General features: G+C 51.2%; 26 protein-coding genes, 1 riboswitch and 1 other annotated feature. Of the genes, 14 read left to right on the top strand and 12 right to left on the bottom strand.

The features are described 5' to 3' along the window. The first annotated feature begins 641 nt into the window (after positions 1 to 641). Positions 642 to 779 (top strand) — a sequence feature (His leader region). A gap of 53 nt (positions 780 to 832) precedes the next feature. The 8 genes from hisG to hisIE are packed head-to-tail and all read left to right on the top strand — an operon-like array spanning position 833 to position 7,925. Beyond that, positions 833 to 1,729, top strand: coding sequence for an ATP phosphoribosyltransferase (hisG, locus tag ABT58_RS13990; protein ID WP_047875038.1), 897 nt, complete (start codon positions 833 to 835; stop codon positions 1,727 to 1,729). Positions 1,730 to 1,733: 4 nt separating this feature from the next. Beyond that, positions 1,734 to 3,029, top strand: a complete 1,296-nt coding sequence (gene hisD, locus ABT58_RS13985) for a histidinol dehydrogenase (protein ID WP_047875037.1) — start codon at positions 1,734 to 1,736, stop codon at positions 3,027 to 3,029. Between the two features lie 8 nt (positions 3,030 to 3,037). Further along, positions 3,038 to 4,078 carry a histidinol-phosphate transaminase gene (gene hisC / locus ABT58_RS13980; protein WP_107205101.1) on the top strand — a complete coding sequence of 347 codons (1,041 nt, stop codon included), beginning with the start codon at positions 3,038 to 3,040 and terminating at the stop codon, positions 4,076 to 4,078. Between the two features lie 14 nt (positions 4,079 to 4,092). Beyond that, a complete protein-coding gene (gene hisB, locus ABT58_RS13975) occupies positions 4,093 to 5,163 on the top strand; it encodes a bifunctional histidinol-phosphatase/imidazoleglycerol-phosphate dehydratase HisB (RefSeq protein ID WP_047875035.1) in 1,071 nt (356 codons plus the stop codon). Beyond that, the gene (gene hisH, locus ABT58_RS13970; RefSeq protein WP_047875034.1) at positions 5,163 to 5,786 is read left to right on the top strand and encodes an imidazole glycerol phosphate synthase subunit HisH; all 624 of its coding nucleotides are present in this window, start codon (positions 5,163 to 5,165) and stop codon (positions 5,784 to 5,786) included. Before hisB ends, hisH begins: the two co-directional genes overlap by 1 nt. A gap of 13 nt (positions 5,787 to 5,799) precedes the next feature. After that, complete coding sequence (gene hisA / locus ABT58_RS13965) at positions 5,800 to 6,534, top strand: 1-(5-phosphoribosyl)-5-[(5-phosphoribosylamino)methylideneamino]imidazole-4-carboxamide isomerase (protein WP_047875033.1); 735 nt, start codon at positions 5,800 to 5,802, stop codon at positions 6,532 to 6,534. Positions 6,535 to 6,543: 9 nt separating this feature from the next. Next, positions 6,544 to 7,317 (top strand): imidazole glycerol phosphate synthase subunit HisF, encoded by a 774-nt coding sequence (gene hisF / locus ABT58_RS13960; protein ID WP_047875032.1) that lies wholly within the window; start codon positions 6,544 to 6,546, stop codon positions 7,315 to 7,317. Next, complete coding sequence (gene hisIE / locus ABT58_RS13955) at positions 7,314 to 7,925, top strand: bifunctional phosphoribosyl-AMP cyclohydrolase/phosphoribosyl-ATP diphosphatase HisIE (RefSeq protein ID WP_047875031.1); 612 nt, start codon at positions 7,314 to 7,316, stop codon at positions 7,923 to 7,925. The genes hisF and hisIE overlap by 4 nt, the downstream gene beginning before the upstream one ends. Positions 7,926 to 8,015: 90 nt before the next feature. On the opposite strand, the gene ABT58_RS13950 is transcribed toward hisIE, so the two are convergent. Both ABT58_RS13950 and ABT58_RS13945 read right to left on the bottom strand, forming a co-directional pair. Beyond that, on the bottom strand, positions 8,016 to 8,594 hold the full coding sequence (locus ABT58_RS13950; protein WP_047875030.1) for a thymidine kinase: 579 nt from the start codon (positions 8,592 to 8,594) through the stop codon (positions 8,016 to 8,018). Positions 8,595 to 8,770: 176 nt separating this feature from the next. Next, complete coding sequence (locus tag ABT58_RS13945; RefSeq protein WP_047875029.1) at positions 8,771 to 10,342, bottom strand: Na+/H+ antiporter NhaC family protein; 1,572 nt, start codon at positions 10,340 to 10,342, stop codon at positions 8,771 to 8,773. Between the two features lie 98 nt (positions 10,343 to 10,440). Beyond that, a riboswitch (Lysine riboswitch) is annotated at positions 10,441 to 10,631 on the bottom strand. Positions 10,632 to 10,993: 362 nt separating this feature from the next. Between ABT58_RS13945 and ABT58_RS13940 the strand changes: the two genes are divergently transcribed. Then, positions 10,994 to 11,389, top strand: coding sequence for an H-NS family histone-like protein (locus ABT58_RS13940; RefSeq protein ID WP_047875028.1), 396 nt, complete (start codon positions 10,994 to 10,996; stop codon positions 11,387 to 11,389). A gap of 331 nt (positions 11,390 to 11,720) precedes the next feature. Here ABT58_RS13940 and ABT58_RS13935 read toward each other — a convergent pair whose 3' ends face one another. Together ABT58_RS13935 and ABT58_RS13930 are read right to left on the bottom strand one after the other, a co-directional pair. After that, positions 11,721 to 12,692, bottom strand: coding sequence for a lytic murein transglycosylase (locus ABT58_RS13935; protein WP_047875027.1), 972 nt, complete (start codon positions 12,690 to 12,692; stop codon positions 11,721 to 11,723). 3 nt (positions 12,693 to 12,695) lie between these two features. Then, positions 12,696 to 12,980 (bottom strand): YcgL domain-containing protein, encoded by a 285-nt coding sequence (locus tag ABT58_RS13930; protein ID WP_047875026.1) that lies wholly within the window; start codon positions 12,978 to 12,980, stop codon positions 12,696 to 12,698. Positions 12,981 to 13,204: 224 nt separating this feature from the next. Here ABT58_RS13930 and minC point away from each other — a divergent pair, with 224 nt between their 5' ends. The 3 genes from minC to minE are packed head-to-tail and all read left to right on the top strand — an operon-like array spanning position 13,205 to position 14,971. After that, entirely contained in the window at positions 13,205 to 13,867 is a 663-nt protein-coding gene (minC, locus tag ABT58_RS13925; protein ID WP_047875025.1) for a septum site-determining protein MinC, read from the top strand. A gap of 21 nt (positions 13,868 to 13,888) precedes the next feature. After that, complete coding sequence (gene minD / locus ABT58_RS13920) at positions 13,889 to 14,701, top strand: septum site-determining protein MinD (RefSeq protein WP_047875024.1); 813 nt, start codon at positions 13,889 to 13,891, stop codon at positions 14,699 to 14,701. 6 nt (positions 14,702 to 14,707) lie between these two features. Continuing rightward, a complete protein-coding gene (gene minE / locus ABT58_RS13915; protein ID WP_047875023.1) occupies positions 14,708 to 14,971 on the top strand; it encodes a cell division topological specificity factor MinE in 264 nt (87 codons plus the stop codon). A gap of 94 nt (positions 14,972 to 15,065) precedes the next feature. Here minE and rnd read toward each other — a convergent pair whose 3' ends face one another. The 7 genes from rnd to ABT58_RS13880 form a co-directional block, all read right to left on the bottom strand. Next, positions 15,066 to 16,187, bottom strand: coding sequence for a ribonuclease D (gene rnd, locus ABT58_RS13910; protein WP_047875204.1), 1,122 nt, complete (start codon positions 16,185 to 16,187; stop codon positions 15,066 to 15,068). Between the two features lie 64 nt (positions 16,188 to 16,251). Continuing rightward, a complete protein-coding gene (gene fadD / locus ABT58_RS13905) occupies positions 16,252 to 17,937 on the bottom strand; it encodes a long-chain-fatty-acid--CoA ligase FadD (RefSeq protein ID WP_047875022.1) in 1,686 nt (561 codons plus the stop codon). 97 nt (positions 17,938 to 18,034) lie between these two features. Next, positions 18,035 to 18,967, bottom strand: coding sequence for an alpha/beta fold hydrolase (locus ABT58_RS13900; RefSeq protein WP_053063096.1), 933 nt, complete (start codon positions 18,965 to 18,967; stop codon positions 18,035 to 18,037). A 23-nt stretch (positions 18,968 to 18,990) separates the two neighbouring features. After that, complete coding sequence (locus ABT58_RS13895; RefSeq protein ID WP_047875021.1) at positions 18,991 to 19,548, bottom strand: Slp family lipoprotein; 558 nt, start codon at positions 19,546 to 19,548, stop codon at positions 18,991 to 18,993. 79 nt (positions 19,549 to 19,627) lie between these two features. After that, positions 19,628 to 19,912: a hypothetical protein gene (locus ABT58_RS13890; RefSeq protein WP_047875020.1), complete on the bottom strand. Its 285-nt coding sequence runs from the start codon at positions 19,910 to 19,912 to the stop codon at positions 19,628 to 19,630. 114 nt (positions 19,913 to 20,026) lie between these two features. Then, entirely contained in the window at positions 20,027 to 20,728 is a 702-nt protein-coding gene (tsaB, locus tag ABT58_RS13885; RefSeq protein ID WP_047875019.1) for a tRNA (adenosine(37)-N6)-threonylcarbamoyltransferase complex dimerization subunit type 1 TsaB, read from the bottom strand. Then, a complete protein-coding gene (locus ABT58_RS13880; protein ID WP_047875018.1) occupies positions 20,729 to 22,687 on the bottom strand; it encodes a DNA repair helicase YoaA in 1,959 nt (652 codons plus the stop codon). A 233-nt stretch (positions 22,688 to 22,920) separates the two neighbouring features. Here ABT58_RS13880 and purU point away from each other — a divergent pair, with 233 nt between their 5' ends. Then, positions 22,921 to 23,760, top strand: a complete 840-nt coding sequence (purU, locus tag ABT58_RS13875) for a formyltetrahydrofolate deformylase (protein ID WP_189595462.1) — start codon at positions 22,921 to 22,923, stop codon at positions 23,758 to 23,760. A gap of 124 nt (positions 23,761 to 23,884) precedes the next feature. Here the strand turns inward: purU and ABT58_RS13870 are convergent, their stop codons facing one another. Continuing rightward, positions 23,885 to 24,469, bottom strand: coding sequence for a VOC family protein (locus tag ABT58_RS13870; protein ID WP_047875016.1), 585 nt, complete (start codon positions 24,467 to 24,469; stop codon positions 23,885 to 23,887). A gap of 554 nt (positions 24,470 to 25,023) precedes the next feature. Here ABT58_RS13870 and argS point away from each other — a divergent pair. Beyond that, on the top strand, positions 25,024 to 26,754 hold the full coding sequence (gene argS / locus ABT58_RS13865; protein WP_047875015.1) for an arginine--tRNA ligase: 1,731 nt from the start codon (positions 25,024 to 25,026) through the stop codon (positions 26,752 to 26,754). The last annotated feature ends 77 nt before the right edge of the window (positions 26,755 to 26,831 follow it).

The raw sequence follows: 26,831 nt of genomic DNA, 5'->3' as shown, positions 1-26,831 counted from the left end.
GCGCTCACAAAACACACAATAAAGCCACTTTTCACTCAATGGATGACCTCCGTTGTCGATAAAACAAGCAACACCTGTCTTTGTTGAGTGAGGGCCACACCATGATCTATTCGCATCATCCCCGACCCACATCCGTGTCATCATCCAAATGCCATACGCCCGCATCAGATGATAACGATGCATCGGATCAACACCAGCCATCGGCTTTTCAGCCGGCAGATCCCGCTTCTCCCACCACCTCGGAAGCCACCACGGAAGACGCACTATCCCCACATTCAACACAGCACAAACCACGCCGACATCAAGGCTTCATTGATATTTATGTCTGACGCTCACTATGCACCGTTTCGATATGCAGCTCTGCGGCCAAACAATGCCTTGGCGCTCAGCACTATGGCGGATATGTTAACAAAATGCGTGCCCAGCTCTTGTGGCAAGCGGCCAAAACGCAAAAAATCGATGGCAACACAGGCAGATAATTGCAATACGTACATAACAATATCGACCTGGAAATAAATTTTAATATTTCCTTAAAAATCCTATTGCAAAATAAGCAGAGCTTCGATAGTGTGAATAACAAGCACCGCGTTAATAAAGATTTATACAGAGTACATAATTATGCGTATCAATTTGGTAAACCTACATCACCATCATCATCCTGATTAGTCTTTCGGGAGGATACGCCTCGCTCTGGAAGACGCACTCACTCTTCCAGCGGTCAGATAAGCACTCAAGCATTCAAGACCCTCGGGAGAGACATTTTCCGAGGGTCTTTTCGTTTTTAGGCTCAAACAAAAAATTAGCTCGACAGTGAGTAACAGGGATCAGAATTATGCAAACACAACGACTACGCATTGCAATTCAAAAAAAAGGACGCTTGAGCAAAGAATGCCAAGAGCTGCTAAAACGCTGCGGCGTGAAGTTCACCATGGTGGGAGAACGTCTCGTCGTACACGCTGAAAACATGCCGATTGATCTGCTATTGGTGCGCGATGACGATATTCCGGGCCTGATCATGGATGGCGTCGTGGATTTGGGCGTGATCGGTGAGAATGAACTGGAAGAAGTCTGCTTAGAGCGCATTGCACGCAGTGAACCGGCTAACTATGTCAAACTGCGTCGTTTGGATTTCGGCGGTTGCCGCCTCTCTATCGCTATCAACAAAGGTGACACCTACAACGGCCCACAAGATCTGCAAGGCAAACGCATTGCCACTACTTATCCGCAGTTGGTGAAACGTTACATGGATGAGCAAGGCGTACAGTTCAGCACCTGTATGCTCAACGGCTCTGTCGAAGTCGCGCCGCGTGCCGGTTTGGCCGATGCTATCTGTGACTTGGTATCCACCGGCGCCACGCTGGAAGCCAATGGCCTGAAAGAAGTGGAAGTCATCCTGCGCTCAAAAGCGGTACTGATCCAACGTACCGGCGACTTCTGTTATGACAAGCAAGCCCTGATCAACCGCCTGCTAACCCGTATGCAAGGGGTCATTCAAGCCAAAGAATCCAAATACATCATGCTGCATGCACCGACTGACCGCTTGGATCAAATCAAAGATCTGCTACCGGGCGCCGAAGACCCCACCGTGATGCCACTGTCGCAAGACAAAACCCGCGTTGCCATCCACCTGGTGAGCTCAGAAAACCTGTTCTGGGAAACCATGGAGCAGCTCAAAGAGCTTGGTGCCAGCTCCATTCTGGTTCTGCCAATTGAAAAGATGATGGAGTAACGCAATGAAAACGGTTGTTTGGCAATCACTGAGTGAAGCGCAACAAAATAGCGTATTGGAACGTCCGGCGATCACCGAAGGTGCCAATATCACGGCAGCAGTCTCATCGGTGATCACCCAAGTACAAACAGACGGCGATGCGGCATTGAAAGCCCTGACCGCCAAATTCGATAACGTGGTACTCGATGACATTCGTGTCTCACCTGACGCCATTGCTGAGGCCGCTGATCGTTTATCAGACACCATGAAAGACGCCCTGCAGGCAGCGTATAACAACATCAGTACGTTTCACCAGGCTCAACGTCCACAGCCTATTCGCGTGGAAACCCAACCGGGTGTGGTGTGTGAACAAGTTACCCGCCCAATCAATGCGGTCGGGCTGTACATTCCGGGTGGCAGCGCACCGCTGCCGTCTACCGTGTTAATGCTGGGCGTCCCGGCCAAAATTGCCGGCTGTAAGCGCGCGATCTTGTGCTCACCACCGCCGATTGCTGACGAAATTCTCTATGTCGCCCAACTGTGTGGTATCGAAGAAGTCTACCAACTGGGTGGCGCGCAAGCGGTCGCCGCCATGGCTTACGGCACCGAAAGCATCGCGAAAGTCGACAAAATCTTTGGTCCGGGCAACGCCTATGTCACCGAAGCCAAACGTCAGGTTAGCAATGACTTCCGTGGCGCGGCGATTGATATGCCTGCCGGCCCGTCTGAAGTGTTGGTGATTGCTGACAGCAGCGCCGATCCGGATTTCATCGCTGCTGATTTGCTGAGTCAGGCTGAACACGGTCCCGATTCACAAGTGGTGTTGGTCACGCCAGATTTCGCCTTGGCAGATCGCGTCGCTGATGCCATTCAAACCCAATTACAACAACTGAGCCGTGCCGACATTGCCCGTCAGGCGCTGGGTGCCAGTATCTTGATTGTGGCTGACTCCATTGAAGCGTGTGTCGCTATCTCGAACCGTTACGGCCCAGAGCACTTGATTGTACAAACCGAAGACCCACGCGCCCTGCTGCCGGAACTGGATAACGCCGGCTCCATTTTCCTCGGCCTGTGGTCACCGGAATCGGTCGGCGATTACGCGTCCGGCACCAACCACGTGCTGCCGACATACGGTTACACCCGTACCTATTCCAGCCTGGGCTTGGCGGATTTCTCCAAGCGCATGACGGTACAGGAATTATCAAAAGATGGCTTGCTGGCGATTGCGCCAGTGGTCGAAACCATTGCCGATGCTGAAGGGCTTGATGCCCACAAGCGAGCTGTTACCCTCCGCGTTGAGAAGTTAAAGGAGTTGTTATGAGCCAGAACATTGAAGCATTGGCCCGCAAAACCGTCAGAGAGATGACCCCGTACATGTCTGCCCGCCGTTTGGGCGGCAGCGGTGATATTTGGCTCAATGCCAACGAATCCCCATTCATGAACGAATACACGATTAAAAGTGATCGCCTGAACCGCTACAGCACCTGTCAGCCAGATACCCTGATTGGCGCTTACGCCAGTTATGCGGGCGTGGACCGTGATTACGTGCTGACCTCACGCGGGGCCGATGAAGGGATTGAACTGTTGATCCGCACCTTCTGTGAACCTAATAAAGACGCGATCCTGTACTGTCCGCCAACCTATGGCATGTACACCATCAGCGCCCAAACGTTTGATGTGGCCGCCAAGCAAGTGCCGCTGAAAGCTGACTGGCAACTGGACTTGGACGCCATTGCTGCCAATTTGGATGACGTGAAACTGGTGTTCGTGTGCAGCCCGAACAACCCGACCGGCAACCTGATTAACCGTGCTGACATTGAGGCGCTCTTAACCATGACGGCAGATCGTGCGTTAGTCGTCGTCGATGAAGCCTACATTGATTTTTGTATGGATGCCTCGGTGGTGGATCTGCTGAACCAGTATCCGAACTTGGTGATCCTGCGCACCCTGTCCAAAGCTTTTGCCCTTGCCGGTCTGCGTTGTGGCTTCACGCTGGCAAACCCGATGGTGATCGAACTGCTGCTGAAAGTCATCGCGCCCTACCCGGTTCCCGTACCGGTCGCAGACATCGCCGTTGAAGCCCTATCCCCGGCAGGCTTGGCCCGCACCAAGTTTCAGGTATTGGATCTCAGTGCCAACCGCGCTTACCTACAAGCTGGGTTGAGCATGTTACCCGGCGTTAAGGTGTTTGATGGCTACGGCAATTACCTGTTAGTGGAATTCCAGGACAGTGAACGCCTGTTCAAAACCCTGTGGGACAACGGGATCATTCTGCGCCGCAGCCCGATTGAAAATTGTATCCGCATCAGTATCGGCAGCCGTGATGAATGTGAGAAAACCCTCGCCTTCATCCGTCAACAACTCGCGTAATAAGGAAAGCAGTAGTGAGCAAGGAAAAAATTCTTTTTATCGACCGAGACGGCACCTTAATTGTTGAGCCGCCAGTGGATTTTCAAGTCGACCGTTTAGACAAACTGGCCCTTGAGCCGTTTGTGATCCCCGCGCTGCTTCAGCTCCAGGCCGCCGGCTACAAATTGGTCATGGTCACCAACCAAGACGGTTTGGGCACCGACAGTTACCCGCAAGCGGATTTTGATGCGCCACACAACATGATGATGGACATCTTCACCTCACAAGGCGTGCGCTTTGACGATGTACTGATCTGCCCGCACTTTGAATCGGATAACTGCACCTGCCGTAAGCCGAAACTGGGCATGGTCAAAGACTACCTGCAGCAAGGCCGTGTGGACTTCGAAACCTCTGCGGTGATTGGCGATCGCCAAACGGATCTGCAACTGGCTGAAAACATGGCCATTCGCGGCATTCAATACCACCCGCAAACCATGGGCTGGCAGCAAATCGTTAACGATCTCACCACCCAGCCACGCGTGGCCGAAGTGGTGCGCACCACCAAAGAAACCGACATCACGGTGAAGGTCAATCTGGATGAAACCGGCGGCAATGAGATCGCCACGGGGTTAGGCTTCTTCGATCACATGCTGGATCAAATCGCCACCCACGGCGGTTTCCGTATGATCTGTAAAGTAGACGGCGATCTGCACATCGACGATCACCACAGTGTGGAAGACACCGCGCTGGCCTTGGGCGAAGCGTTGAAAAAGGCCTTAGGCGACAAACGTGGCATCGGCCGTTTCGGTTTTAGCCTGCCAATGGACGAATGCTTGGCCCAGTGTGCGCTGGATTTGTCCGGCCGCCCTTACCTGAAGTTTGACGCACAATTTAGCCGTGACATGGTCGGCGATCTGTCCACCGAGATGGTGCCGCATTTCTTCCGCTCACTGACCGATACGCTGGCTTGTACCCTGCACTTGTCGTCCACCGGTCATAATGATCACCACATAGTTGAAAGCCTGTTTAAAGCCTTTGGCCGTACCCTGCGCCAAGCGATCAAGGTAGAAGGCAATGAACTCCCGAGCAGCAAGGGGGTGTTGTAATGGCTTTAAGCGATCAAAAGGTCGTCATCATTGATACGGGCTGTGCCAATGTCTCTTCAGTACGCTTTGCCATTGAACGTCTCGGTTATACCGTGACCGTCAGCAAAGCGCCGGACGTGGTACTGGCCGCCGACAAACTGTTTTTACCCGGTGTCGGCACCGCCAGTGAGGCGATGAAAAACCTGCAAGAGCGTGAGCTGATTGATCTGGTCAAACAGGTCAACAAACCGTTGCTGGGCATTTGTTTGGGCATGCAGCTGTTATGTCGCCTGTCACAAGAGCACGGCTCCGCCGGTGAAGATACCGTCGCGTGTCTGGGCTTGTGTGATGCGCCGGTTGAAAAAATGCAGCCGGGGGATCTGCCCCTGCCACACATGGGCTGGAATACGGTGACCCCAAAAGACGGTCATCCGCTGTTCAAGGACATTCCGACGGGCAGCTATTTCTACTTTGTGCACAGCTACGCCATGCCAGTTCATGCAGCGCACACCATCGCCCGTTGTGAATACGGCCAGCCATTCACGGCGGCGTTGCAAAGCGGTAACTACTACGGGGTGCAATTCCACCCTGAGCGCTCGAGCAAAGCCGGCGCACAATTGATTAAAAACTTTTTAGAGATGTGATGAAGGAACGTCAATGATTATCCCCGCACTCGATTTAATTGACGGTCAGGTTGTCCGTCTCTATCAAGGTGACTACGGACAAGTGACCGAATACCCGGTGAACCCGGCAGAGCAGTTTGCGCTTTACCATCAGGCAGGCGCCAATTGGCTGCACCTGGTGGATTTGACGGGTGCAAAAGATACCTCAGCCCGTCAGTTAGATCTGATCGCTACGATTTTAGCCAGCACCCCTGCCAACATTCAGATTGGTGGCGGCGTGCGCAGCGAGCAAGACGTGAAAGACTTGTTGGATGCCGGCGCGCAACGTGTCGTGATCGGCTCCACGGCGGTTAAGCAACCTGAATTGGTCAAAGGCTGGATGGAAAAATACGGCCCGGGGCACATCGTACTGGCGCTGGACGTCAATATCGATGACCAAGGCAACCGCAAGGTGGCGATTTCAGGCTGGCAGGAAGATTCTGGCGTGTCGATTGAAGCCCTGCTGGATGACTTCCTGACCGTCGGCCTTAAGCACGTGCTGTGTACCGACATCTCCCGTGACGGGACTTTAGCTGGGTCCAACGTCGATCTGTATCGCGACTTATGTGCCCAGTACCCTCAAGTGGCCTTCCAGTCCTCCGGCGGCATTGGCTCACTCGATGACATCGCCGCGCTGAAAGGTACCGGGGTACAAGGTGTGATTGTCGGCCGCGCTCTGCTGGACGGTAAATTCAGCGCGGATGACGCGTTTCGTATCTGGGCAGAATAAGGAGTTTCCATGCTAGCAAGACGTATTATTCCCTGCCTTGATGTCCGTGACGGTCAAGTCGTCAAAGGCGTGCAGTTTCGTAACCATGAAATTATCGGTGACATTGTCCCGCTGGCTAAACGCTATGCCGAAGAAGGCGCAGATGAACTGGTGTTCTATGACATCACGGCGTCAAGTGATGGCCGAGTAGTCGACAAAAGTTGGGTCGCGCGCGTGGCGGAAGTGATCGACATTCCGTTCTGTGTCGCAGGCGGGATCAAATCCGCCGATGACGCGGCCCGCATTTTGCAATTTGGCGCGGACAAGGTATCGATTAACTCCCCGGCATTGGCAAATCCGGCATTGATCACCGAGCTGGCCGACAAATTTGGCGTGCAATGTATCGTAGTAGGGATCGATTCCTACTTTGATGCTGATACCGGCAAATATCAGGTCTACCAGTTCACAGGCGATGAAGCCCGCACCAAAGCTACCCAATGGGAAACCCGTGACTGGGTGCAGGAAGTGCAAAAACGCGGCGCCGGTGAAATTGTATTGAACATGATGAACCAGGACGGTGTACGTAACGGTTACGATCTCGATCAGCTCAACATGGTACGTGATGTTTGCCGTGTGCCGCTTATCGCCTCTGGCGGTGCCGGTGAAATGGTGCACTTTGCCGATGCGTTTAACCATGCCAACGTAGACGGCGCTTTGGCAGCGTCTGTCTTCCACAAGCAAATCATCAACATTGGTGAATTGAAACAGTACTTGAAGCAACAACAGGTGGAGATCCGACTATGAGCCTACAAGCAAGAATTGACTGGGAAAAAGTGGGCGGCCTCGTCCCTGCCGTGGTGCAAGACCACACCAGCGGCCAAGTGCTGATGCTCGGCTACATGAATCAGGATGCGCTGGCGAAAACGCTGGATACCGAACAGGTCACCTTCTTTTCGCGCACCAAACAACGCCTGTGGACCAAAGGGGAAACCTCTGGCAATGTATTGGCGCTGAAAAATATCGCTCTGGACTGCGATAACGACACCCTGCTGGTACAAGTCGATCCGGTCGGCCCAACCTGTCACCTTGGCAGCACAACCTGCTTTGACGGCGATACCGTCGATCAGCCTGCCTTGGTGTTCCTTCATCAACTTGAACAGGTCTTGGCAGCCCGTAAAGGCGCGGATCCTGAGTCCTCTTACACCGCCAGCCTCTATGCCCGTGGCACCAAGCGTATTTCGCAAAAAGTGGGCGAAGAAGGCGTTGAAGTCGCGCTTGCGGCAACGTCGGGCGACAAGGCGGAATTAGTGTGTGAATCTGCTGATCTGATTTACCACTTACTGGTGCTGCTGCAAGACCAAGACTTGTCGCTGTCAGACATTACGGCGAAGTTGCAGGAACGTCATAAGTAAGCGTTATCTCGTATCACGCAGAAAACAAAAAGCCCGCAATGATATGCGGGCTTTATTATGTTTCAATTGGCAAGCGCGGTGCGTGAGCGATTAGCCTTCCAGCGCTTCTTTGTAGTGCTTACGGCATACCGACACATAACGATCGTTACCACCGATTTCCACCTGATCCCCGTCCGCAATCGCTTTACCGCTTTCGTCCTGACGGATCACCATGTTGGCTTTACGGCCACAGTGACAGATGGTTTTCAGCTCAACTAACTTGTCAGCCCATGCCAACAAATAACGGCTGCCGTCAAACAACTCACCACGGAAATCACTACGCAGGCCGTAACACAATACCGGAATGTGCAGCTTATCCACCACTTCCGTCAATTGGTACACCTGTGCTTTGGTCAGGAACTGGCATTCATCAATTAACACACAGTCGATTTTGGTCTCTGCGTGCATCTGGCTCAGACACTGAAACAGATCGTCGTCCACATTAAACAGTTCGGCTTCTTCTTGCAGACCAATACGAGAACTCACAACCCCTTTACCGTAGCGGTCATCAATCGCAGCAGTAAAAATCGCAGGGTTCATACCACGCTCACGGTAGTTAAATGAAGACTGCAACAGCGTTGTCGATTTACCCGCGTTCATTGCAGAGTAATAGAAATACATCTGGGCCATGGTGTTTCCCTAGTAGTAATACGTGGAGGCTTGGAAAAAACTGCCGAGATGCTACAGAAAAGCCCCTCAGATTGAAAGCAGCAAGCGAATATCTCACCGAGAAAGCCATTCAGCCGCACAAAAAAAGCAAGCCTGCACAATTGGCAGGCTTGCGGGTGTTGAAACACTGTACAGCGTTATGGGCGACGCGCTAACCACGCCAAGCCAGAACACACTAACAGGAAGGCCACGCTCGCCGCGATAAAGCCCACAGCTAACGAATCGGTAAAGCCCAGCGCCAGGAAGCCCACGGTAGAAACCAGCGCCATTGCAAAGGCATACGGCAGCTGTGTCGATACGTGATCCATATGGTGACAACGTGCCCCGGTAGACGACAAAATCGTGGTATCAGAAATCGGTGAACAGTGGTCACCAAACACCGAGCCGGCCAGTACGGCGGCCAACATCGGCAGGATCAAGGCGATGTCTGTTGCGCCCGCCAAATCACCGGCAATCGGCAACATGATACCGAAGGTGCCCCAAGACGTACCGGTTGAGAACGCCATCGCACCCGCCAGCAAGAACAGGATCGCCGGTAACAGCATTGGATTAATGTTGCCTTCAACCAATGTCGACAAGTAACGGCCGGTCGCCATATCATTGATCACGCCACCGATGCTCCACGCAAACAGCAAGATCAAAATGGCACCAAACATCGACTTCGCACCAATCCACAAGGTGAAACCGATGTCTGACATAGGCAGACGCTGACGGAACACAGAGATCAAGGCTGAAATCAAGCCAACAGAGCTACCCAGCACCAGTGAAGCGCCCACATTGGTATTTTCAAACGCCCCGAGCAAGTCAAACGGCTTACCGTCTGCTGCCAGTGTCTGGTTACCGGTGAACAGCATGAAGAACAGGGTCGCGAAAATCAGCACCAAAATAGGCAATACCAAATCCATCACACGGCCATGCTCACTTTCGTTGATTTCCAGCTCGTCGTTAATGTCTTTGGCACGCTTATCGCTGTCGCCTTCATCGAAACCACGGCAATGGCTGGCTTCCAGCTCATGATGCTTCATTGGGCCCACATCCAATTGGAACCACGCCACCACAAACACCATCAACAAAGCAAAGACCGCGTAGAAATTCATTGGCGCTAATTGCATAAAGGCGCCTAAAGGGGTGTATTCGGTCACGCCATGTGACACCAGAATGCCACTGATCACGGTAATAATGTACGCGCCCCAACTCGATGCTGGCATCAACACACACATCGGCGCAGCGGTAGAGTCAAGAATATAAGCCAGTTTGGCACGGGAGACATAATAACGGTCGGTCACGGGACGAGAGATCGAGCCCACCGCCAGACTGTTAAAGTAGTCATCGATGAAAATAAACACACCAAGGAAAGCAGCCAGCAATTTTGCGCCACGCTTGGTTTTAATTTTGGTTTGCGCCCATTCAGCAAAGGCGCGAGTCCCGCCTGAAAGGGTCAACAATGCGGTCGTCATGCCCAACAAAATGAGGAAAGCCAAAATGCTCATGTTGGAACTGTTAATCGCACCGTCTTCAATAAAGAGGCCTTTGGCGGTACTGGTGATATATTCGCCCATAGTGCCGAGTGAGTCTGTCAGCAAAAAGGCGCCGAGCAGTACACCCACCCCAAGGGACAATAAAACGTGACGAGTGATGATCGCTAATCCCAGTGCCACAAGGGGCGGAAGTAACGATATAGCGGAATGTGAATAATCTAAAACGTTCATGATCTCTACTGCAACCGTTCCTGGTTGGAGATCTACTGCTGAACATGGCGAGGTACCATGCTAGTTGAGTATGAGGAAGAGAAGTTACCCTGTTCCGACTCCACAGTAGCGCTCCATAGTTAATAATCTTTAAATATATACTATGGCAGTGTTGCCCCTGTTTGGTGACAACCCCAGCAAGAGGGTGTGATAAACCGCTTCTTACTTCGGCATCGGCTCCTTTTACAAACCCTCATCGGTATCACCCTACGGTTTGTGACTCTTAGACGATGCAACCTCTACCCTTTAGTCAAGGAATAACCAATTCTACGGAGAGAAATATTAATTGCAACAACTCAATGCGTGATTTTTAACACAATTGGTGCGCCTTGTTACCAATCTGACGCAAAAAACGTCAACTTTTACCCCTTTGCAATATGCAACTCATCTCAAAATATTCTCTTGTTAAGGCGTAGATCCTCCGTTTATTTCTGTTATCGGAGGTTTCAAAAATATTACAAATGAGAAATGCGTCCGCGAATTAGGGAAAAAAACTAAATATAACGATGATTTTTTATTTGGCATCTGCCAACTAAACGTATTAATATTGCAATTATTGAATTGTCACTGCTATTATTATTTTATAGTTTTAGAACAACAGGAAATAAAAAAATGTCTGATGCAATGAAAGCACTTTTGAACCTTCGTAGCCTTCGTGCGCTTTCTCGTGAATATTCACTAGAGCAACTAGAAGAAGCGCTAGAAAAACTACAAATGGTTGTTTCTGAGCGTGCTGAAGCGGAAGCTGAAGAGCTAGCGAAAGAAAAAGAGCGTACAGAGAAACTTGCTCAGTACCGTGAAATGCTTCTAGCAGACGGTATTGACCCAGAAGAACTACTAGCAACGCTAAACAAAGCACCAAAAGCAAAACGTGCTCAGCGTCCTGCTAAATATAAGTTCATCGATGAAAACGGTGAAGAAAAAACGTGGACTGGCCAAGGCCGTACACCAAGCGCACTGAAAAAAGCACTGGATGAAGGCAAATCTCTAGAAGATTTCGAAATCTAATTTGCTTACATATAATGCATTCAAAACCCGGCTTATGCCGGGTTTTCTTTATCTTTCAGAAAGATAAAGAAATATAATTATGGGATTAACGTCACACTTTCGCTTCCATTTAATTCAATCATTCCCCCATTTCTCCCTTCAGCCTATATTCAGACAAGACTATTTTTCGCAGACGGAATAGCAATAAAGTGTAACCAGTCATTACCAATATCACGTTAAAATAACCCGTCCATCATTCTGCCTATCACAATGACAAACATATTAAGCACAAAAAGCCAGACACAAAGGTCTGGCTTTTTGGTTATTCATTCCCACTGAGTGAGAAAGGATATTAACGGATCTTATCGGCCAAATGGCTTACCGCCAATGCAAAATAATGCGAGCGGTTCCAATCCAACAATGACTGATAGTTACCGTAAACTAAATACGCTCTGCCGTGATTATCATCTGGTTGAATAAGCCAGGCATCTATCTCTACTTCAGGCAAATCTTTTCCGTTTAAACGGCGTACACCGAGTTTCTGCCATTCACTCAACGGACGGGCTTGCTCCGATTTGATACCCATCAACCCGCTATCGATGTTAGCAGGCAACGACACTTGGCGTCCCCAGGTGTATTCATCATCCCACTTGGCATTCTTGAGATAGTTGGCGGCTGACGCAAAGACATCGGCTTCGGTCTGCCAAATATCAATTTTACCGTCGCCATTACCGTCTACGGCATAAGATAAAAATGAAGTCGGCATAAACTGAGGCTGACCCATTGCCCCCGCCCATGAACCTTTCATATCTTTCGGAGCAATATGGCCGGCATCCAATATTTCCAGCGCCGCCATCACCTGATTACGGAAAAACGCTTCTCGACGACCTTCATAGGCCATGGTTGATAGCGCTTCAACCACATTGTAATTGCCCATTAAGCGGCCAAAATTACTTTCCACGCCCCACAAGGCAACAATAAAGCGTGGCTGCACACCGTATCGCTGACCAATTTCTTCCAGCGCCGCTTTATGTTTCTGATAAAGCTGATTGGCTTGCTTTACTTTCCAATCCGGCACTGCGCGAGGAATATATTCATCCAGCGTTAACTTTTTCTCTGGCTGATTTTTATCCGCCTTTACCGCACGCTCGGTAAATGTAATGCCATCAAAAGCAGAGTTGATAATCGACTCTGAAATTCCTTTTTCCCGGGCTTCACTTTTCAGCCCTTCCACATAACTGTCAAATCCTTCATCTGCGGCCCATGCCGCCGTTGACAACCCTAATCCTAAAGCCACAAAGGCCGATACCAATCGCTTATGCATAATTTACCCTTGGTTTTTTTCTGCTTTCTCAGCTTTATACTGTTCCAGCAAATTGGTCACTGGCGGTGGCACCTGCAAATAAAAGCCGGTGTCAACTAACGCCAATTTGACTTTCTCTACATCTGCTTGTGCTAATTTACGTCCCTCCTGCAGCTTCAATACCATCACAAACTGCGGGGTACCAAAGGTGGTCATCAAGGCTTCTGGAACAGCAGAAAAATCATCTTTCTTATTGATATAAAGATAGGTGCCTTCTTTTTTCGGACTTCTATAAATGGCGCACAACATGTTTCGGTAACCTTTAAATACTCTTTGATTCTCAATTCAGACCACAAAACGAAAGGAACATTCCCTTATACGCTGCTTCATACGCCAAACAGATGAGACGCTTGTCTGAATTTCCAACGCTAAAGCAAGGATAGCTTGCTGATATAAGCTTTGGAATATAACATGCAACTACCCAAGAGATAATGTACCTGAACGGCTAATTTAGCGACAGTCAGTCAATGCCCATGACCAAATCTGCAGAACTCAAGGGAGGCTCTTACACCCTCTCGGCCCTCCATCTTGTGGACGGTGACATCCCCAAGGCTGCCGACTTTCTTAAACAGAAAGTTGATCAAGCTCCCCATTTTTTTGCTGCCGCGCCAGTTGTTATCGATATTAGTCAAGTCAGTGATACTATCGATTTTGAACAACTGAAACACAGCGTCAGCGAAGCGGGTATGATCCCAGTGGGGATCAGCGGCTGCAAAGCGGGCCCACTGCAACAACAAGCCAAAGCCGCAGGCTTTGCCATTATGAATGCCGCGCGCCAGGCCAAAGCTTCTGAACCCGTGATGGAGCCAACACGCATCATCCGTAATCCGGTTCGCTCTGGCCAGCAAATTTATGCAAAGAATTGTGATCTTGTGGTCATGAACAATGTCAGCGCAGGCGCGGAAATCATCGCCGACGGCTGTATCCATATTTATGGTACCCTGCGAGGACGTGCCATTGCGGGTGCTAACGGCCACGGTGAAGCGAAGATTTTTTGCCACAACCTACAAGCAGAGCTAGTCTCGATTGCAGGCAGTTATTGGTTGAGCGATAAGATCCACCCTGAGTTCTGGGGTAAGAATGTAGTTATCTCACTTGCTGAAAACAATTTGAACATAGAGCAACTGGCTCTGTAACGTTTAATAAGGAATTAAATAATGGCACGTATTATCGTGGTTACCTCAGGTAAGGGGGGCGTTGGTAAAACTACCTCTAGTGCAGCGATTGCCTCTGGCCTTGCACTGTGCGGCAAAAAAACCGCTGTAATTGATTTTGATATCGGCTTACGTAACCTGGATTTGATCATGGGTTGTGAGCGCCGCGTGGTTTACGATTTTGTCAATGTCATCAATGGCGAAGCAAACCTGAACCAAGCGCTGATCAAAGACAAGCGCGTTGATAACCTTTACGTGCTACCGGCTTCCCAGACTCGTGATAAAGAAGCGCTGAGCAAAGATGGCGTAGAAAAAGTCCTTCATGATATGGCGGATATGGGCTTTGAGTTCATCATCTGTGACTCCCCGGCCGGTATCGAAACAGGCGCATTGATGGCGCTGTACTTTGCTGATGAAGCCATTGTTACCACCAACCCGGAAGTGTCGTCAGTACGCGACTCTGACCGTATTTTGGGTATTCTGGACTCTAAGTCTCGCCGCGCAGAAACGGCTGGTGAGCCTGTGAAAACTCACCTGTTGCTGACACGCTACAACCCAGCACGCGTAACATTGGGTGAAATGCTTAGCGTGGAAGACGTGGAAGAGATCCTGCACATTCCACTACTGGGTGTGATCCCAGAAAGCCAGGCGGTATTGAATGCCTCTAACAAAGGCGAACCGGTGATCTTTGATAAAGGTTCTGACGCAGGTCTGGCTTATGAAGATACCGTTGCTCGCCTACTTGGTGAAGAACGCCCATTCCGCTTCCTTGAAGAAGAGAAGAAAGGTTTCCTTAAACGTCTATTCGGAGGGTAATGCACCATGGCACTGTTAGAATTCTTCCGCCCCAAGAAAACAACGACAGCCAGCGTTGCCAAAGAGCGACTTCAGATCATTGTGGCCGAGCGCCGTTCGGCCGGTCAGGGTGCACCAAGTTACCTGCCTCAGCTTAAGCAGGATATCTTGGAGGTGATCAGCAAGTATGTGGCTATCAGTCCCGATCAGGTGACCGTTCACCTTGACCAGAAAGAAGAAGATCTGGCCGTATTAGAACTGAATGTAACGTTGCCTGAAGAAGACAAGTAACGACGTTAGCGAGAATAACGAAAAGTAAAAAGCCCTGTTTAGACAGGGCTTTTTTATATCCGTAGACACGTACTGTTGGGGATAATAAACGCGATTAGCGATCCAACAATGGCAGCACTTTGGCTTCAAACAGCGGTTTACGCCACGTTTTCAACATGTCTGGCAGTTTGTCTTGCGGGCGCTGTTTTTTCCACGCCCACGAAATCAACTCATTCACCTGCTTTTTCGAGGCCAGAAACTCTGGCATCAGGCCGGTTTGCGCTTCCACTTCGGTGACCACGTCTTTCAGCACTTTGACCATCTGCTTGTAGCCCATCACATCCACCAAGCGAACGATTTTCTCTGGGTACTGCTGCGGCGACAGATCGTCCACGTCGTACACCATTTTCAACAAACGGTTACCGTGACGCTGAATTTCCATGTTGTCGAAGCCTTCTTTGGTCATCACCGCTTTCGACTTGATGCCATAGCGCGCCAGTTTCCACAGGTTCAGCTCTTTCACCACAAAGTTCAGGGCTAAATCACGCTTACGGGCTTCTAACAAACGCCATTTCGCGGCTTGCTGCAAAATCGCCAACTGCTTAGGATTCAGCTGCCACGCATTTTTGATGTCTAGGTAGGCTTTGTCCGGATCCACGGTCTTCATGCGTTTTAGCATCAAACCGGCACACTCTTGCTCTAGCGCTTCTTTCCAGCCTTTCGCTTCTACCAATGGCATTAGCTTTTGGAACAACGGCATCAGGTAGAACACGTCTGCCGCCGCATAATCCAGCTGACGGTCTGTCAGAGGACGCGCCATCCAGTTGGTACGCGCTTCGCCTTTATCCAGCTCCACGCCAAGGAAATCTTTCACCAGCGTACCGAAACCTGCGGATACACCGTAGCCCAGGAACGCGGCCATCACTTGGGTATCAATCATCGGTACCGGCAAGCAACCCGCGTAGTGCTGGAACACTTCTAAGTCTTCACCACAGGCATGCAGTACCTTGGTGACTGACTGATCGCGCAGCAAGTCCCACAGTGGCGTCAAATCGTCGATTTCCAACGGATCAATCAAGGCCAGTGCTTCACCATCAAACAGCTGGATCAGGCCCAGTTTCGGGTAAAGCGTACGGGTGCGGACAAACTCCGTATCCAACATCACCGCCTGCTGACGGCGCGCGGCCAAACAGATCGTTTCCAGGCGCGCGGTTGTCGTTACAATTTCAAAATTCACAATAGCTTTCCAATAAAATGCCGGCATAAAGGCCGGCATTGGATATTCTCATTCAGTGAAACGCTTAGGCGTCCTGAGCAGGTTGCTGAGACTCTTCACGCAAAGCGCGACGCAGGATTTTGCCGACATTGGTCTTTGGCAATTCCTCACGGAACTCAACAATTTTCGGGATCTTATAACCTGTCAGATGCTGACGACAATGACTCAGCAATTCTTCGCGAGTCAGGCTGTCATCACGCTTCACAACACAAATCTTCACGATTTCGCCAGACACTTCGTGCGGCTCACCGATGGCGGCTACTTCCAGCACTTTACCGTGCAGGGCTACCACATCTTCAATTTCGTTCGGGTAGACGTTAAAGCCAGATACCAGAATCATGTCTTTCTTACGGTCAACGATGTGCAAGAAGCCTTCATCATCAAAACGGACAATATCCCCCGTTGATAGCCAGCCATCATCCGTTAACACTTCTTTGGTCGCTTCCGGACGCTGCCAGTAGCCTTGCATCACTTGCGGGCCACGTACTTGCAATTCACCCACCTGATCATAGCCTACCACGTTACCTTCGTCGTCGACCATACGCACTTCTGTCGATGGAACCGGCAGACCGATAGAACCATTATAGTCAACCAAGTCGTACGGGTACGCCGCCACCAGCGGTGAACACTCGGTCAGACCGTAACCTTCCAGCAGGTAGTTACCGGTAATTTGTTTCCACTTCTCAGCCACAGCACGCTGTACCGCCATACCGCCGCCCACAGACAGGCGTAGCTGGCTGAAATCAACATCACGGAAGTCCGCATTGTTCACAAGCGCATTAAACAGGGTGTTCACACCGGTGATTGCTGTGAACGGGTAACGCTGTAGCTCTTTGACAAAAGTAGGAATATCACGTGGGTTGGTGATCAGTAAGTTACGACCACCCATTTCAATGAACAACAGGCAGTTTACGGTCAATGCAAACACGTGGTACAGCGGCAGTGCCGTCACGATCAGCTCACGGCCTTCGGTCAGAACCGGACCGTAGGCGCCTTTCGCCTGCATCACGTTTGCCAGCATGTTGCGGTGGCTCAAAATCGCGCCTTTTGCCACGCCCGTTGTACCACCGGTGTACTGCAGGAATGCCACGTCTTCACCGTTCATGAACGGTTTCACGTACTGCATACGACGGCCTTTACGCAATGCCATACGCATAGACGTTGCGTGAGGCAAGTGGTACTTCGGCACCATCTTCTTGATGTATTTCACCACGAAGTTTACCAGCGTGCCCTTTGGACGAGACAGCTGATCACCCAGGCTAGTCAGTACCACATGCTGCACACCGGTGTTTTTCACGATACTTTCCAGCGTGTGGGCGAAGTTCGATACAATCACGATCGCTTTCGCGCCCGAGTCATTCAACTGGTGCTCAAGCTCACGCGGCGTGTACAGCGGGTTCACGTTTACCACCACACAGCCCGCACGCAGAATACCGAACAGGGCAATCGGGTATTGCAGCAGGTTTGGCATCATCACTGCAACACGGTCACCTTTTTTCAGGTGCAATTCGTTTTGCAGGTAAGCAGCGAAGGCACGGCTGCGCTCTTCCAGCTTGCGGAAGGTCATGACCTGTCCCATGTTGATGAATGCAGTCTGATCGGCATACTTCTGTACCGATTGCTCAAACATTTCAACTAATGACGGATATTGGTCCAGCGTAATTTCAGCTGGTACATCTTCCGGATAGCGGTTAAGCCAAACCTTATCCACGTTGCATACTCCTATTCATGTGGCTTGATGCCTCTGCACTGTATTTATTGTTAATTCAGACAATTACAGCACAGGTAACAGACAAGTAACACTGACCTCAACGGATCAGTTTATGTATTTTTGAACTGAACGACAGAATCTGTTCAGTCACTGCATCAGGGTGCTCAAGGTGGCAATGGTGCCCACCGGCCACCTCATGCTGAATCAATGTAGGCCAGTCTTGCTGTGCAATCTGGTCCTGTTTCAATTGCGGGTACCCTTGCTGACCCACAATCGACAAAATCGGTGCGCTTATCGCACGGGATAACGCATTGGCGTGCTCACGGCCCATGCGATAAAGCGAATCACACCGCAAACGCGGATCGTGTCGCCAATGCCAGCGGCCGCGATCTTCGTAGACACCACGTTCAATGATCGGACGCAGTTGCTCTGCACGCAGTCCGTTCACCTGACACCGTAAGGCCAGTGCCTGTTCCAACGAAGCCATCGAACGTGGCGGACGCGACTCACGCTGCAACGCCCTCGCCCGGTATCGTTGCCGGCTTTCTATGCCTTGTCGTAAACGCGTGGCAGCCTGCATCGGCGGCTCAGATAAGGGCGCTAACCCTTCGATCAGCACCAAGCCGTCAACCCGTTCCGCAAACGCGGCGGCATAACAGGTCGCCACCAGCGCACCGAGCGAATGACCAACCAGCATGACACGCGATGGCATGACACACGCGTTCGCCAGCGTAGTCATCAACTGCGCCAGATCATCCACATAATCGACAAAGTGATAGAAATTGTCAGCTGCGCGATGGGGTGATAACCCATGCCCTGGCCAGTCCACGGCCAACAGCGAAAAATGATCGGTCAACGCAGGAAACAGCGGCGTAAAACTGGCCGCGTTATCTTGCCAACCGTGTAACATGACCAGCAGCGGCTTCTCAGGGGGAAGCACCTCTGGTGTACCGGCAGAAAAATCCGGTGGTGTAAACGAACACAAGCCCGCTAAATGCGAGCCTGCTGTCGGTATCTCAATGTGAACCATGATCTGACATGAACCTCATGGCATTATTGGGTCACCCGCTCTCTCACTTCACCGCGTGACCACGGGTTAGCGCGATACGGTGAGCAATGCAGCCCCCAACAAGGTGGGAACGGATCGGTTTCCATCATCCAGAGTTCCTTTTTCACCTGCCACAACTGGCTGCCAGTGACGGTCACGACCGGATAGGTATACGGGAAATCCCCGACAGTGCCCTGCTCTTGACCGGTGACACGTCCAGCCACGGTGATCAAACGTCCACTGTGGTAGGCCATCGGTTCAACAAAGCCATCAATATAAGCAATGAAGCGCTGCTCAGGGTTGGCGCCTAATTCCGGCTTACCGCTGGCACTGATGGGCAATGCCACAATCTCTAAGCGCGTTTTATCAGCGTCATTACGAATACTGGCAATCACCCCGCCGAGCCGCACTTCAGGCTGTTCGGTTGGTGATGACGCCTGCTGTTGCGTGATTAACACGATGTCTGTCAGCGGGTTATCACTTTCTGTGCGCAGACTTTCAGGCACTGCCGCGCAGCCTACCATAATCGCAGCAAGCAACCCAGCAAATAGCTTTCTAAACATTCATACCCCTTGTCAACTGATGAAGAAGCATACAATTGCTTATCGTCGTCGATGTTACCGGTACGCGTGTTAGCATGGCTTAAACGTAAATATCCACACCGACCAACGCAGAGAGATCATCACGCCGTTGCTGATGCATCACTCCCATGTACGACGCCAGCGCATCACGGTGCTTGCCGACCGGTTGGTCATACTGCACGCGGGCGTGCGCCGCTTCTAACTGGGCAGGATCGGCCGATAATGTCACCGCCTGTGCCGCCGTTTTAACCGGCTGCGGCGTGACATCTAACGTCACCGGCCCCTGAGGTTTTGCTTTCGGGGCCGACGAGGTGTGGGTAACGGGAAGACGCTGAATTGAAACCATGGATCACTCCCTAAACCGACAAGATGCCGTCTTGTGCTGTCGCCATGACTCGCGCCTTGGCCTGTCACCCATCTTACTCAGACAGGACATACAATACGGCATCGTACTTGGTCGTTATTCGCGACCTGGCAATTTCTTCCAGGTCACGGTATCACGCACATACACCGGGCTTGCGACTTCTGCCGATACCGCTTCACCGCGCGCAAACGCGTATTTCGCCAAGTGTACCATATCCATAGAATCCGGATACAGAACAGTACCTTGGACCAACTCAACAGGCAATTGTGCTAAGACTTCAGCATAGCTTTCCCAACCTGTACCCGCCGTAAACCAGCGACCGGTTTCAGCGCTCAGTTGCGTCACCAATTCAGCAGGTTTCACCACGATTTCACTGCCTTGTACCAACCAATCACCGTCAGCCTGACGCACATATTGACCCCAGTACACTTCGTCCATACGGGCATCAATCGCGGCCATCACCTGCTCAGCCTGATGTAAACGGTAAGAACCTTGTGCCATTGCCGCCAAAGTAGAAACACCTACCATCGGCAGATCTGCGCCAAACGCCAGACCTTGTGCAATACCAATACCGATACGCACACCGGTAAAGCTACCCGGACCGCGACCATACGCCAGTGCGTCCAGCTGGCTCAGGCGAATGCCGCCTTCAGCCAACACTTCATCCACCATTGGCAGGATTTTTGTGGTGTGTTCACGCGGTGCATATTCACAACGTGAAATCACTTCATCACCCATCAATAGGGCAACGGAACAGTTTTCTGTGGCAGTATCCACTGCTAGGATTGTGTTGCTCATTCAAGCCTCTGAATGCTGTTCTTCGCAATCATCCGGTGTCTGTGCACCGTTGATGGAAGATAAAAACTGCCCAACGCCTTCCACATCGCGAGTACGAGGGATCGGCGGCAGACTGCGTAAAAAGACCGCGCCATACGGACGCGTCACTAATCGGTTATCACAAATCACCAAGACGCCTTTATCTTGCTTGTCTCGGATCAAACGCCCTACCCCCTGCTTTAAGGTGATCACCGCATCAGGGATTTGGACTTGTGCAAACGGATCGCCACCACGCAGGCGACAATCTTCTATTCGCGCTTTTAGCAACGGATCATCCGGTGCAGTAAACGGTAATTTATCGATAATAACACAGCTTAGGGCCTGGCCTCTAACATCGACCCCTTCCCAGAACGCACCGGTCGCAACCAACAAAGCATCACCGCGCTCCAGATATTCAGCCAACAGCTTCTGTTTGGTGGTTTCCCCCTGCACCAGCACGGGCAAATCCAGCTTGGCACGGAAACCTTCGGCCAAATCGCGCACCATTTGGTGAGAGGTGCACAGGAAGAAACAGCGTCCGTTGTTGCTGGCAATCAGCGGTGCCAGCATGTCCACCAGCCGATCGGCAATGCCCATGCTGTTGGGTTCAGGTAAAAAGCGCGGCACACAGAGCAAGGCCTGCTGCTGGTAATCAAACGGACTTTCCAGTGAAAACTGCTGTTTCGGCGTTAACCCGAGTCGCTGACTGAAATGGCTAAAGTCATCGTTCACCGCCAAGGTAGCTGAAGTAAAAATCCACGCGCCGCCCTGCTCGGTGATCTGCTCGTGGAATTTTTCCGCCACCGACAGCGGCGTAATGTGCAAACTGAAATGGCGCGGCGTACATTCATACCAGTAGGAATAACCGGTGATCGTGGTGTCACACACCCGCTGCAGGCGCGCTTTCAGTAACGTGGCACGCTCAAAAGCGGTATCCAGCAACTGGCTGCGCCCCAGAGCCAATTTCAACACTTCATGAGTAAGATCCAACGCATCGGTCAAACGGGTAATTTCACGCTGAATCGATGGGCTGGTGATCGCCTCTCGCCAGTTACCCCGAAAGCCGGGCTCGCCCAGCACAATGCGCATGTCTGCCGCCGCCTGAAACAAGCGATCGGCGGTTTTCTGCAGCTGGCGCATGTCTTTGGCTTCGGTGCGGTAACCAATTTCGACGTCTTTGGCGAGCTCTTGGATCTGACGACTGGTCAGGCTCTGGCCAAAGTACTGGCTGGCAATGTCCGGCATCTGGTGGGCTTCATCAAAGATGAACACTTCCGCTTCCGGGATCAGCTCTCCAAAGCCGGTTTCTTTAATTGCCAAATCCGCCAGAAACAAGTGATGGTTCACCACCACCACATCGGCCTCCATTGCGCGACGGCGGGCTTTCACCACGAAACACTCGTCATAGGCGGGGCATTCTCGGCCTAAGCAGTTCTCATTGGTGGAGGTGATCATCGGCAGCACCGGACTGTCTTCAGCAATCGCATCGCAATCGCCCAAATCACCGGTTTTGGTGGATGATGACCAGCTTCTGACTTGCACCAGTTGGCTCAGTAAGGTGGGATCGCTGTGCACCCCGTGACTTTCCGCAATCTGACGGCCTAAACGGTCAATACACAGGTAGTTGGCCCGCCCTTTTAGCAGCGAGACACGTCCGGTAAAGCCCAGGGCATCGGTCATGAGCGGCAGGTCACGGTGGAAAAGCTGTTCTTGCAGGTTCTTCGATCCGGTTGAGATGATCACTTTCTTACCACTGACCAGCGCCGGCACCAGATACGCGAATGTCTTACCGGTTCCTGTGCCCGCTTCTACCACCAGCTGGGTTTGTGACTGGATGGCATCTGCCACGGCTTCTGCCATGTCTATCTGAGGCTGACGAGCCTGAAACCCGGGAATGGCTTTATCGAGCGCGCCACCGGCGGCAAAAAACTTGGCAATCATCGCTATCTGAACATACAAGAAATAAGCGCCACATTATGCCAATATTCCGGTTCGGCGACCACGAGAAATTGGCGTTCGCCCCTGCCCAGACAATGCCACCTTGCTGCGCTTGTCACACGACAGGCATGCGTTACTGCTCAAATTGTGATCCAGAAACCTTTTGACCCGACACAGATTGCGAGGTAAACAATAGGGATAGGGGAAAAATAGACCCCATCATTTCAAGGAAGAATGTGCACATGGAAAAGAAAACACTGCTGACCGACTGTCAGGACAACATGGGGTTGATCAGCAAAATCACCAATATCTGTTACAAACACCAACTCAATATCATCCATAACCGTGAGTTTGTGGATCACGGTAATAACCAATTTTTCATGCGCACGGAGCTAGAAGGCTATTTCAATGACAGTACCTTTCTGGCCGATCTGGATCGCGCCCTGCCGGAAAACAGCCGCCGCCGTTTGATCAGCTCCGATCGCAAACGCATTGTGATCATGGTAACCAAAGAAGCCCATTGTCTGGGTGATATTCTGGTGAAAACGTTTGATGGGTCGTTAGATCTCGAGATCGCCGCCATTGTCGGTAACTATGACACTCTGGGCAATCTGGCGGAAAAATTTGATGTGCCATTCCATCACGTGAGCCACGAAGGCCTGAGCCGTGAAGAGCACGAAGCCCAACTGCTGGCCGCCGTACAACAATACCAGCCAGATTACGTGGTACTGGCGAAATACATGCGTATCCTGACGCCAAACTTTGTGGCGCAATTCCCGAACAAAATCATCAATATTCACCACAGCTTCCTGCCTGCGTTCATCGGTGCCAAGCCGTACCAGCAAGCGTTTGAGCGTGGTGTCAAAATCATCGGTGCTACCGCGCACTTTGTGACAAACGATCTTGATGAAGGGCCCATCATCACCCAAGACATCTCACCGGTGGATCACACCTTCAGTGCGGCAGACATGGCCAAAGCGGGCCGTGATGTGGAAAAATCGGTACTGAGTAAGGCACTCGGACTGGTGATTGACGATCACGTCTTTGTATACGGTAACCGGACGGTAATTCTCTAGGTTCGAGGAGAATCGTACAACGAAATAGCGCGAGACAATGCCTCGCGCTATTTTTTTGCAGATGCTTTGCCGATACTTTGCCTATACGTACGTTTGTCGAAAGCAGCACCAAAGGCAACCTTGATTACGCGTTTTCGCTGGCAATCACGGCTTTCAGTGAACACGGGTGCAGTTTGATACACACACCCGCTTTTTTAAACGCATAGGTCGGGTTAGCCAGACGCTCATGCTCACCTGAGGGTGAACTGGCTTTCACTTTGATCCCCTGCTCACTCAAGCGATCCCACGCCAACGTCGGGAACGTCTCATCCAACACGGTTTTCAGGCTGTCGGTGTCGTTCACCGTTGATGGGATCACAAACTCCACATGCTCCCAGCCTTCCTGCGGGTACTGTTTATCCCCTGGGTACGGCAACTCCAGCGCTTCAATGGTCCATGGGCCGACTTTCAACGGTTCATGAAAACCAATCACGATGATAGGACGGCCATTGATTTCATTGTTTGACCACTCTTCCCCGTAAGCCAACCAGGCTTGGTGCAGCGCTTCGGCTTCCTCACGGTCGTTTACACGCAAAGCAATATGGTCGGCTTGGTAATCTGCCAGCGCCAGCCCCAACTCTGCCGCCAAAGCGTCAATTTTTGCCATAAACGTGGGCAGTTGTGCCAGCATCTGAGCCGGTAGCAATCCCTTCTGTTCGAGTGCCTGCATTTCTTTCTCTCCTATCGACATCGCGGTCGACATGTTGGCCGACTTATTAGCCGTTTTATTTAGCTTAGGCCGCATAATTATACATTCTTCAGAAAAAAGAAAACGCCGCTCAGCGTTCCCTTTCCTTCTTGTGTGGCCCCTAAAAAGGGTCGCCACATTTTCCACAACTTCGCCCCGGAAACAACCAGATAGTTTTTCTCACCCACCCTCATCATGCCCCCGTTATCCCCAACCCTTTTCTGTCGCGTGATGGCATGTGGTTTGCACGTTGACGAACAATAAAAAAAATTCATCAACTATCCGCTTTATACCTTGCCAAACGACCTAAAATTGTGGGTATTATTAGGGCAATGCAAGCAATGTATTCAAGATGCCCCACCTCCTCCCTAGCGAGGCGGCCCCGTCAAAAATACTCACGTTAATCAAAAGCCCTTAAGGACTATCTCGCATAGGCCTGTGCTCGTGACTATTTTTGACGGTTACACCTTGAATACGTTGACGCTTTTGCCTCGCCGGCATCGACGGGCGTAACGAACGATTTAAAGGATAAGCGTGTGAATATTCAAGCACTCATTAATGATAAAGTCTCTCAGGCGCTAGAAGCCGCTGGTGCCCCTGCTGGAAGTCCAGCTGCGGTTCGCCAATCAGCCAAAGCGCAGTTTGGTGACTACCAAGCAAACGGTGTTATGGGCGTGGCCAAACAGCTGGGCACTAACCCTCGCGAATTCGCACAGAAAGTGATTGACCAACTAGACCTAGACGGCATTGCTGAGAAGGTAGAAATTGCTGGCCCGGGTTTCATCAACATCTTCCTAAACAAAGCATGGTTGGCTGAACAAGGTGAAGCGGCGCTGACTGATTCACGTCTTGGCGTGAACAAAGAAGCCGAGCAAACCATCATTGTTGACTACTCTGCACCAAACGTTGCGAAAGAAATGCACGTTGGCCACCTACGTTCAACCATCATCGGTGATGCCGTTGTACGTACCCTAGAATTCCTAGGCCACAACGTGATCCGTGCGAACCACCTGGGTGACTGGGGTACGCAGTTCGGTATGCTTATCGCGAACATGGAGCGTAAAGAGAAAGAAGGTGGCGATGTTTCCATGAACATCAGCGACCTGGAAGGTTTCTACCGCGAATCTAAAGTGCTTTACGATGAAGACGCAGAGTTTGCTGAAACCGCGCGTAACTACGTAGTTCGTCTACAAAGCGGCGACGAGTACTGCCTAGAGAAGTGGAAGCAACTGGTTGCTATCACCCTGAAGCAAAACCAGCGTAACTACGACCGCCTGAACGTGTCTCTGACTGACGCGAACGTAATGGGTGAGTCAATGTACAACGACATGCTGCCAGGCATCGTTGCTGATCTGAAAGAAAAAGGTCTGGCAGTCGAAGATGACGGCGCGATGGTTGTTTACCTGGATGAGTACAAGAACAAAGACGGCGAGCCTATGGGTGTGATCATCCAGAAGCGTGACGGCGGCTTCCTGTACACCACCACTGACATCGCGTGTGCGAAATACCGTTACGAGCAGCTACATGCTGATCGCGTACTGTACTTCATCGACTCACGTCAGCACCAGCACCTGATGATGGCTTGGTCTATCGTGCGTAAAGCGGGCTACGTGCCAGAGTCTGTATCTCTTGAGCACCACGCATTCGGTATGATGCTGGGTAAAGACGGTCGTCCATTCAAGACCCGTGCAGGCGGTACAGTACGTCTTGCTGATCTGCTGGATGAAGCGGAAGAGCGCGCGAAGCAGCTGATCGAAGCGAAGAACCCTGAGCTTGACGCGGAAGAGAAAGCGAAAATTGCGACCACGGTTGCGATGGCTGCGGTTAAGTATGCGGATCTGTCTAAGCACCGTACTACTGACTACATCTTCGACTGGGACAACATGCTGGCATTTGAAGGCAACACTGCGCCTTACATGCAGTATGCTTACACCCGTGTTGCGTCTATCTTCAAGCGTGCGAACGTTGAGCTGTCTGAACTGACTCACCCAATCGTGATCACCGAAGAGAAAGAGCAGGCACTACTGTCTAAACTGCTTCAGTTTGAAGAAGCGGTACAGACCGTTGCTCGTGAAGGTCACCCACACGTGATGTGTGCATACCTGTTCGAACTAGCGGGTCTGTTCTCAAGCTTCTACGAAGCATGTCCAATCCTGAACGCAGAAGAAGCAGTGAAGCAAAGCCGTCTGAAACTGGCTAACCTGACTGCGAAGACTATCAAGCAGGGTCTGGATCTTCTAGGTATCGAAACCCTAGAGCGTATGTAATATCACTCGCTGATAATACGACGTAAAAGACAAAGCCTTCTCAATGAGAAGGCTTTTTTATTGCGCATCTCTTGAAC

It is taken from the genome of Photobacterium aphoticum, from assembly GCF_001029435.1.
Classification (GTDB): domain Bacteria; phylum Pseudomonadota; class Gammaproteobacteria; order Enterobacterales; family Vibrionaceae; genus Photobacterium; species Photobacterium aphoticum.
The sequence above is the reverse complement of the archived record's forward strand: the minus strand, read 5'-3'. Positions and strand labels throughout refer to the sequence as shown.

Coding starts and splice junctions, on each gene's coding strand:
- ABT58_RS13940 (WP_047875028.1), top strand. CDS start 10,994: ATGTCTGATGCAATGAAAGCACTTTTGAACCTTCGTAGCCTTCGTGCG.
- hisA (WP_047875033.1), top strand. CDS start 5,800: ATGATTATCCCCGCACTCGATTTAATTGACGGTCAGGTTGTCCGTCTC.
- ABT58_RS13945 (WP_047875029.1), bottom strand. CDS start 10,342: ATGAACGTTTTAGATTATTCACATTCCGCTATATCGTTACTTCCGCCC.
- hisD (WP_047875037.1), top strand. CDS start 1,734: ATGAAAACGGTTGTTTGGCAATCACTGAGTGAAGCGCAACAAAATAGC.
- ABT58_RS13895 (WP_047875021.1), bottom strand. CDS start 19,548: ATGTTTAGAAAGCTATTTGCTGGGTTGCTTGCTGCGATTATGGTAGGC.
- ABT58_RS13930 (WP_047875026.1), bottom strand. CDS start 12,980: ATGTTGTGCGCCATTTATAGAAGTCCGAAAAAAGAAGGCACCTATCTT.
- ABT58_RS13950 (WP_047875030.1), bottom strand. CDS start 8,594: ATGGCCCAGATGTATTTCTATTACTCTGCAATGAACGCGGGTAAATCG.
- hisH (WP_047875034.1), top strand. CDS start 5,163: ATGGCTTTAAGCGATCAAAAGGTCGTCATCATTGATACGGGCTGTGCC.
- minC (WP_047875025.1), top strand. CDS start 13,205: ATGACCAAATCTGCAGAACTCAAGGGAGGCTCTTACACCCTCTCGGCC.
- ABT58_RS13935 (WP_047875027.1), bottom strand. CDS start 12,692: ATGCATAAGCGATTGGTATCGGCCTTTGTGGCTTTAGGATTAGGGTTG.
- ABT58_RS13900 (WP_053063096.1), bottom strand. CDS start 18,967: ATGGTTCACATTGAGATACCGACAGCAGGCTCGCATTTAGCGGGCTTG.
- hisF (WP_047875032.1), top strand. CDS start 6,544: ATGCTAGCAAGACGTATTATTCCCTGCCTTGATGTCCGTGACGGTCAA.
- minD (WP_047875024.1), top strand. CDS start 13,889: ATGGCACGTATTATCGTGGTTACCTCAGGTAAGGGGGGCGTTGGTAAA.
- hisIE (WP_047875031.1), top strand. CDS start 7,314: ATGAGCCTACAAGCAAGAATTGACTGGGAAAAAGTGGGCGGCCTCGTC.
- tsaB (WP_047875019.1), bottom strand. CDS start 20,728: ATGAGCAACACAATCCTAGCAGTGGATACTGCCACAGAAAACTGTTCC.
- hisG (WP_047875038.1), top strand. CDS start 833: ATGCAAACACAACGACTACGCATTGCAATTCAAAAAAAAGGACGCTTG.
- ABT58_RS13890 (WP_047875020.1), bottom strand. CDS start 19,912: ATGGTTTCAATTCAGCGTCTTCCCGTTACCCACACCTCGTCGGCCCCG.
- minE (WP_047875023.1), top strand. CDS start 14,708: ATGGCACTGTTAGAATTCTTCCGCCCCAAGAAAACAACGACAGCCAGC.
- ABT58_RS13870 (WP_047875016.1), bottom strand. CDS start 24,469: ATGCAGGCACTCGAACAGAAGGGATTGCTACCGGCTCAGATGCTGGCA.
- ABT58_RS13880 (WP_047875018.1), bottom strand. CDS start 22,687: ATGATTGCCAAGTTTTTTGCCGCCGGTGGCGCGCTCGATAAAGCCATT.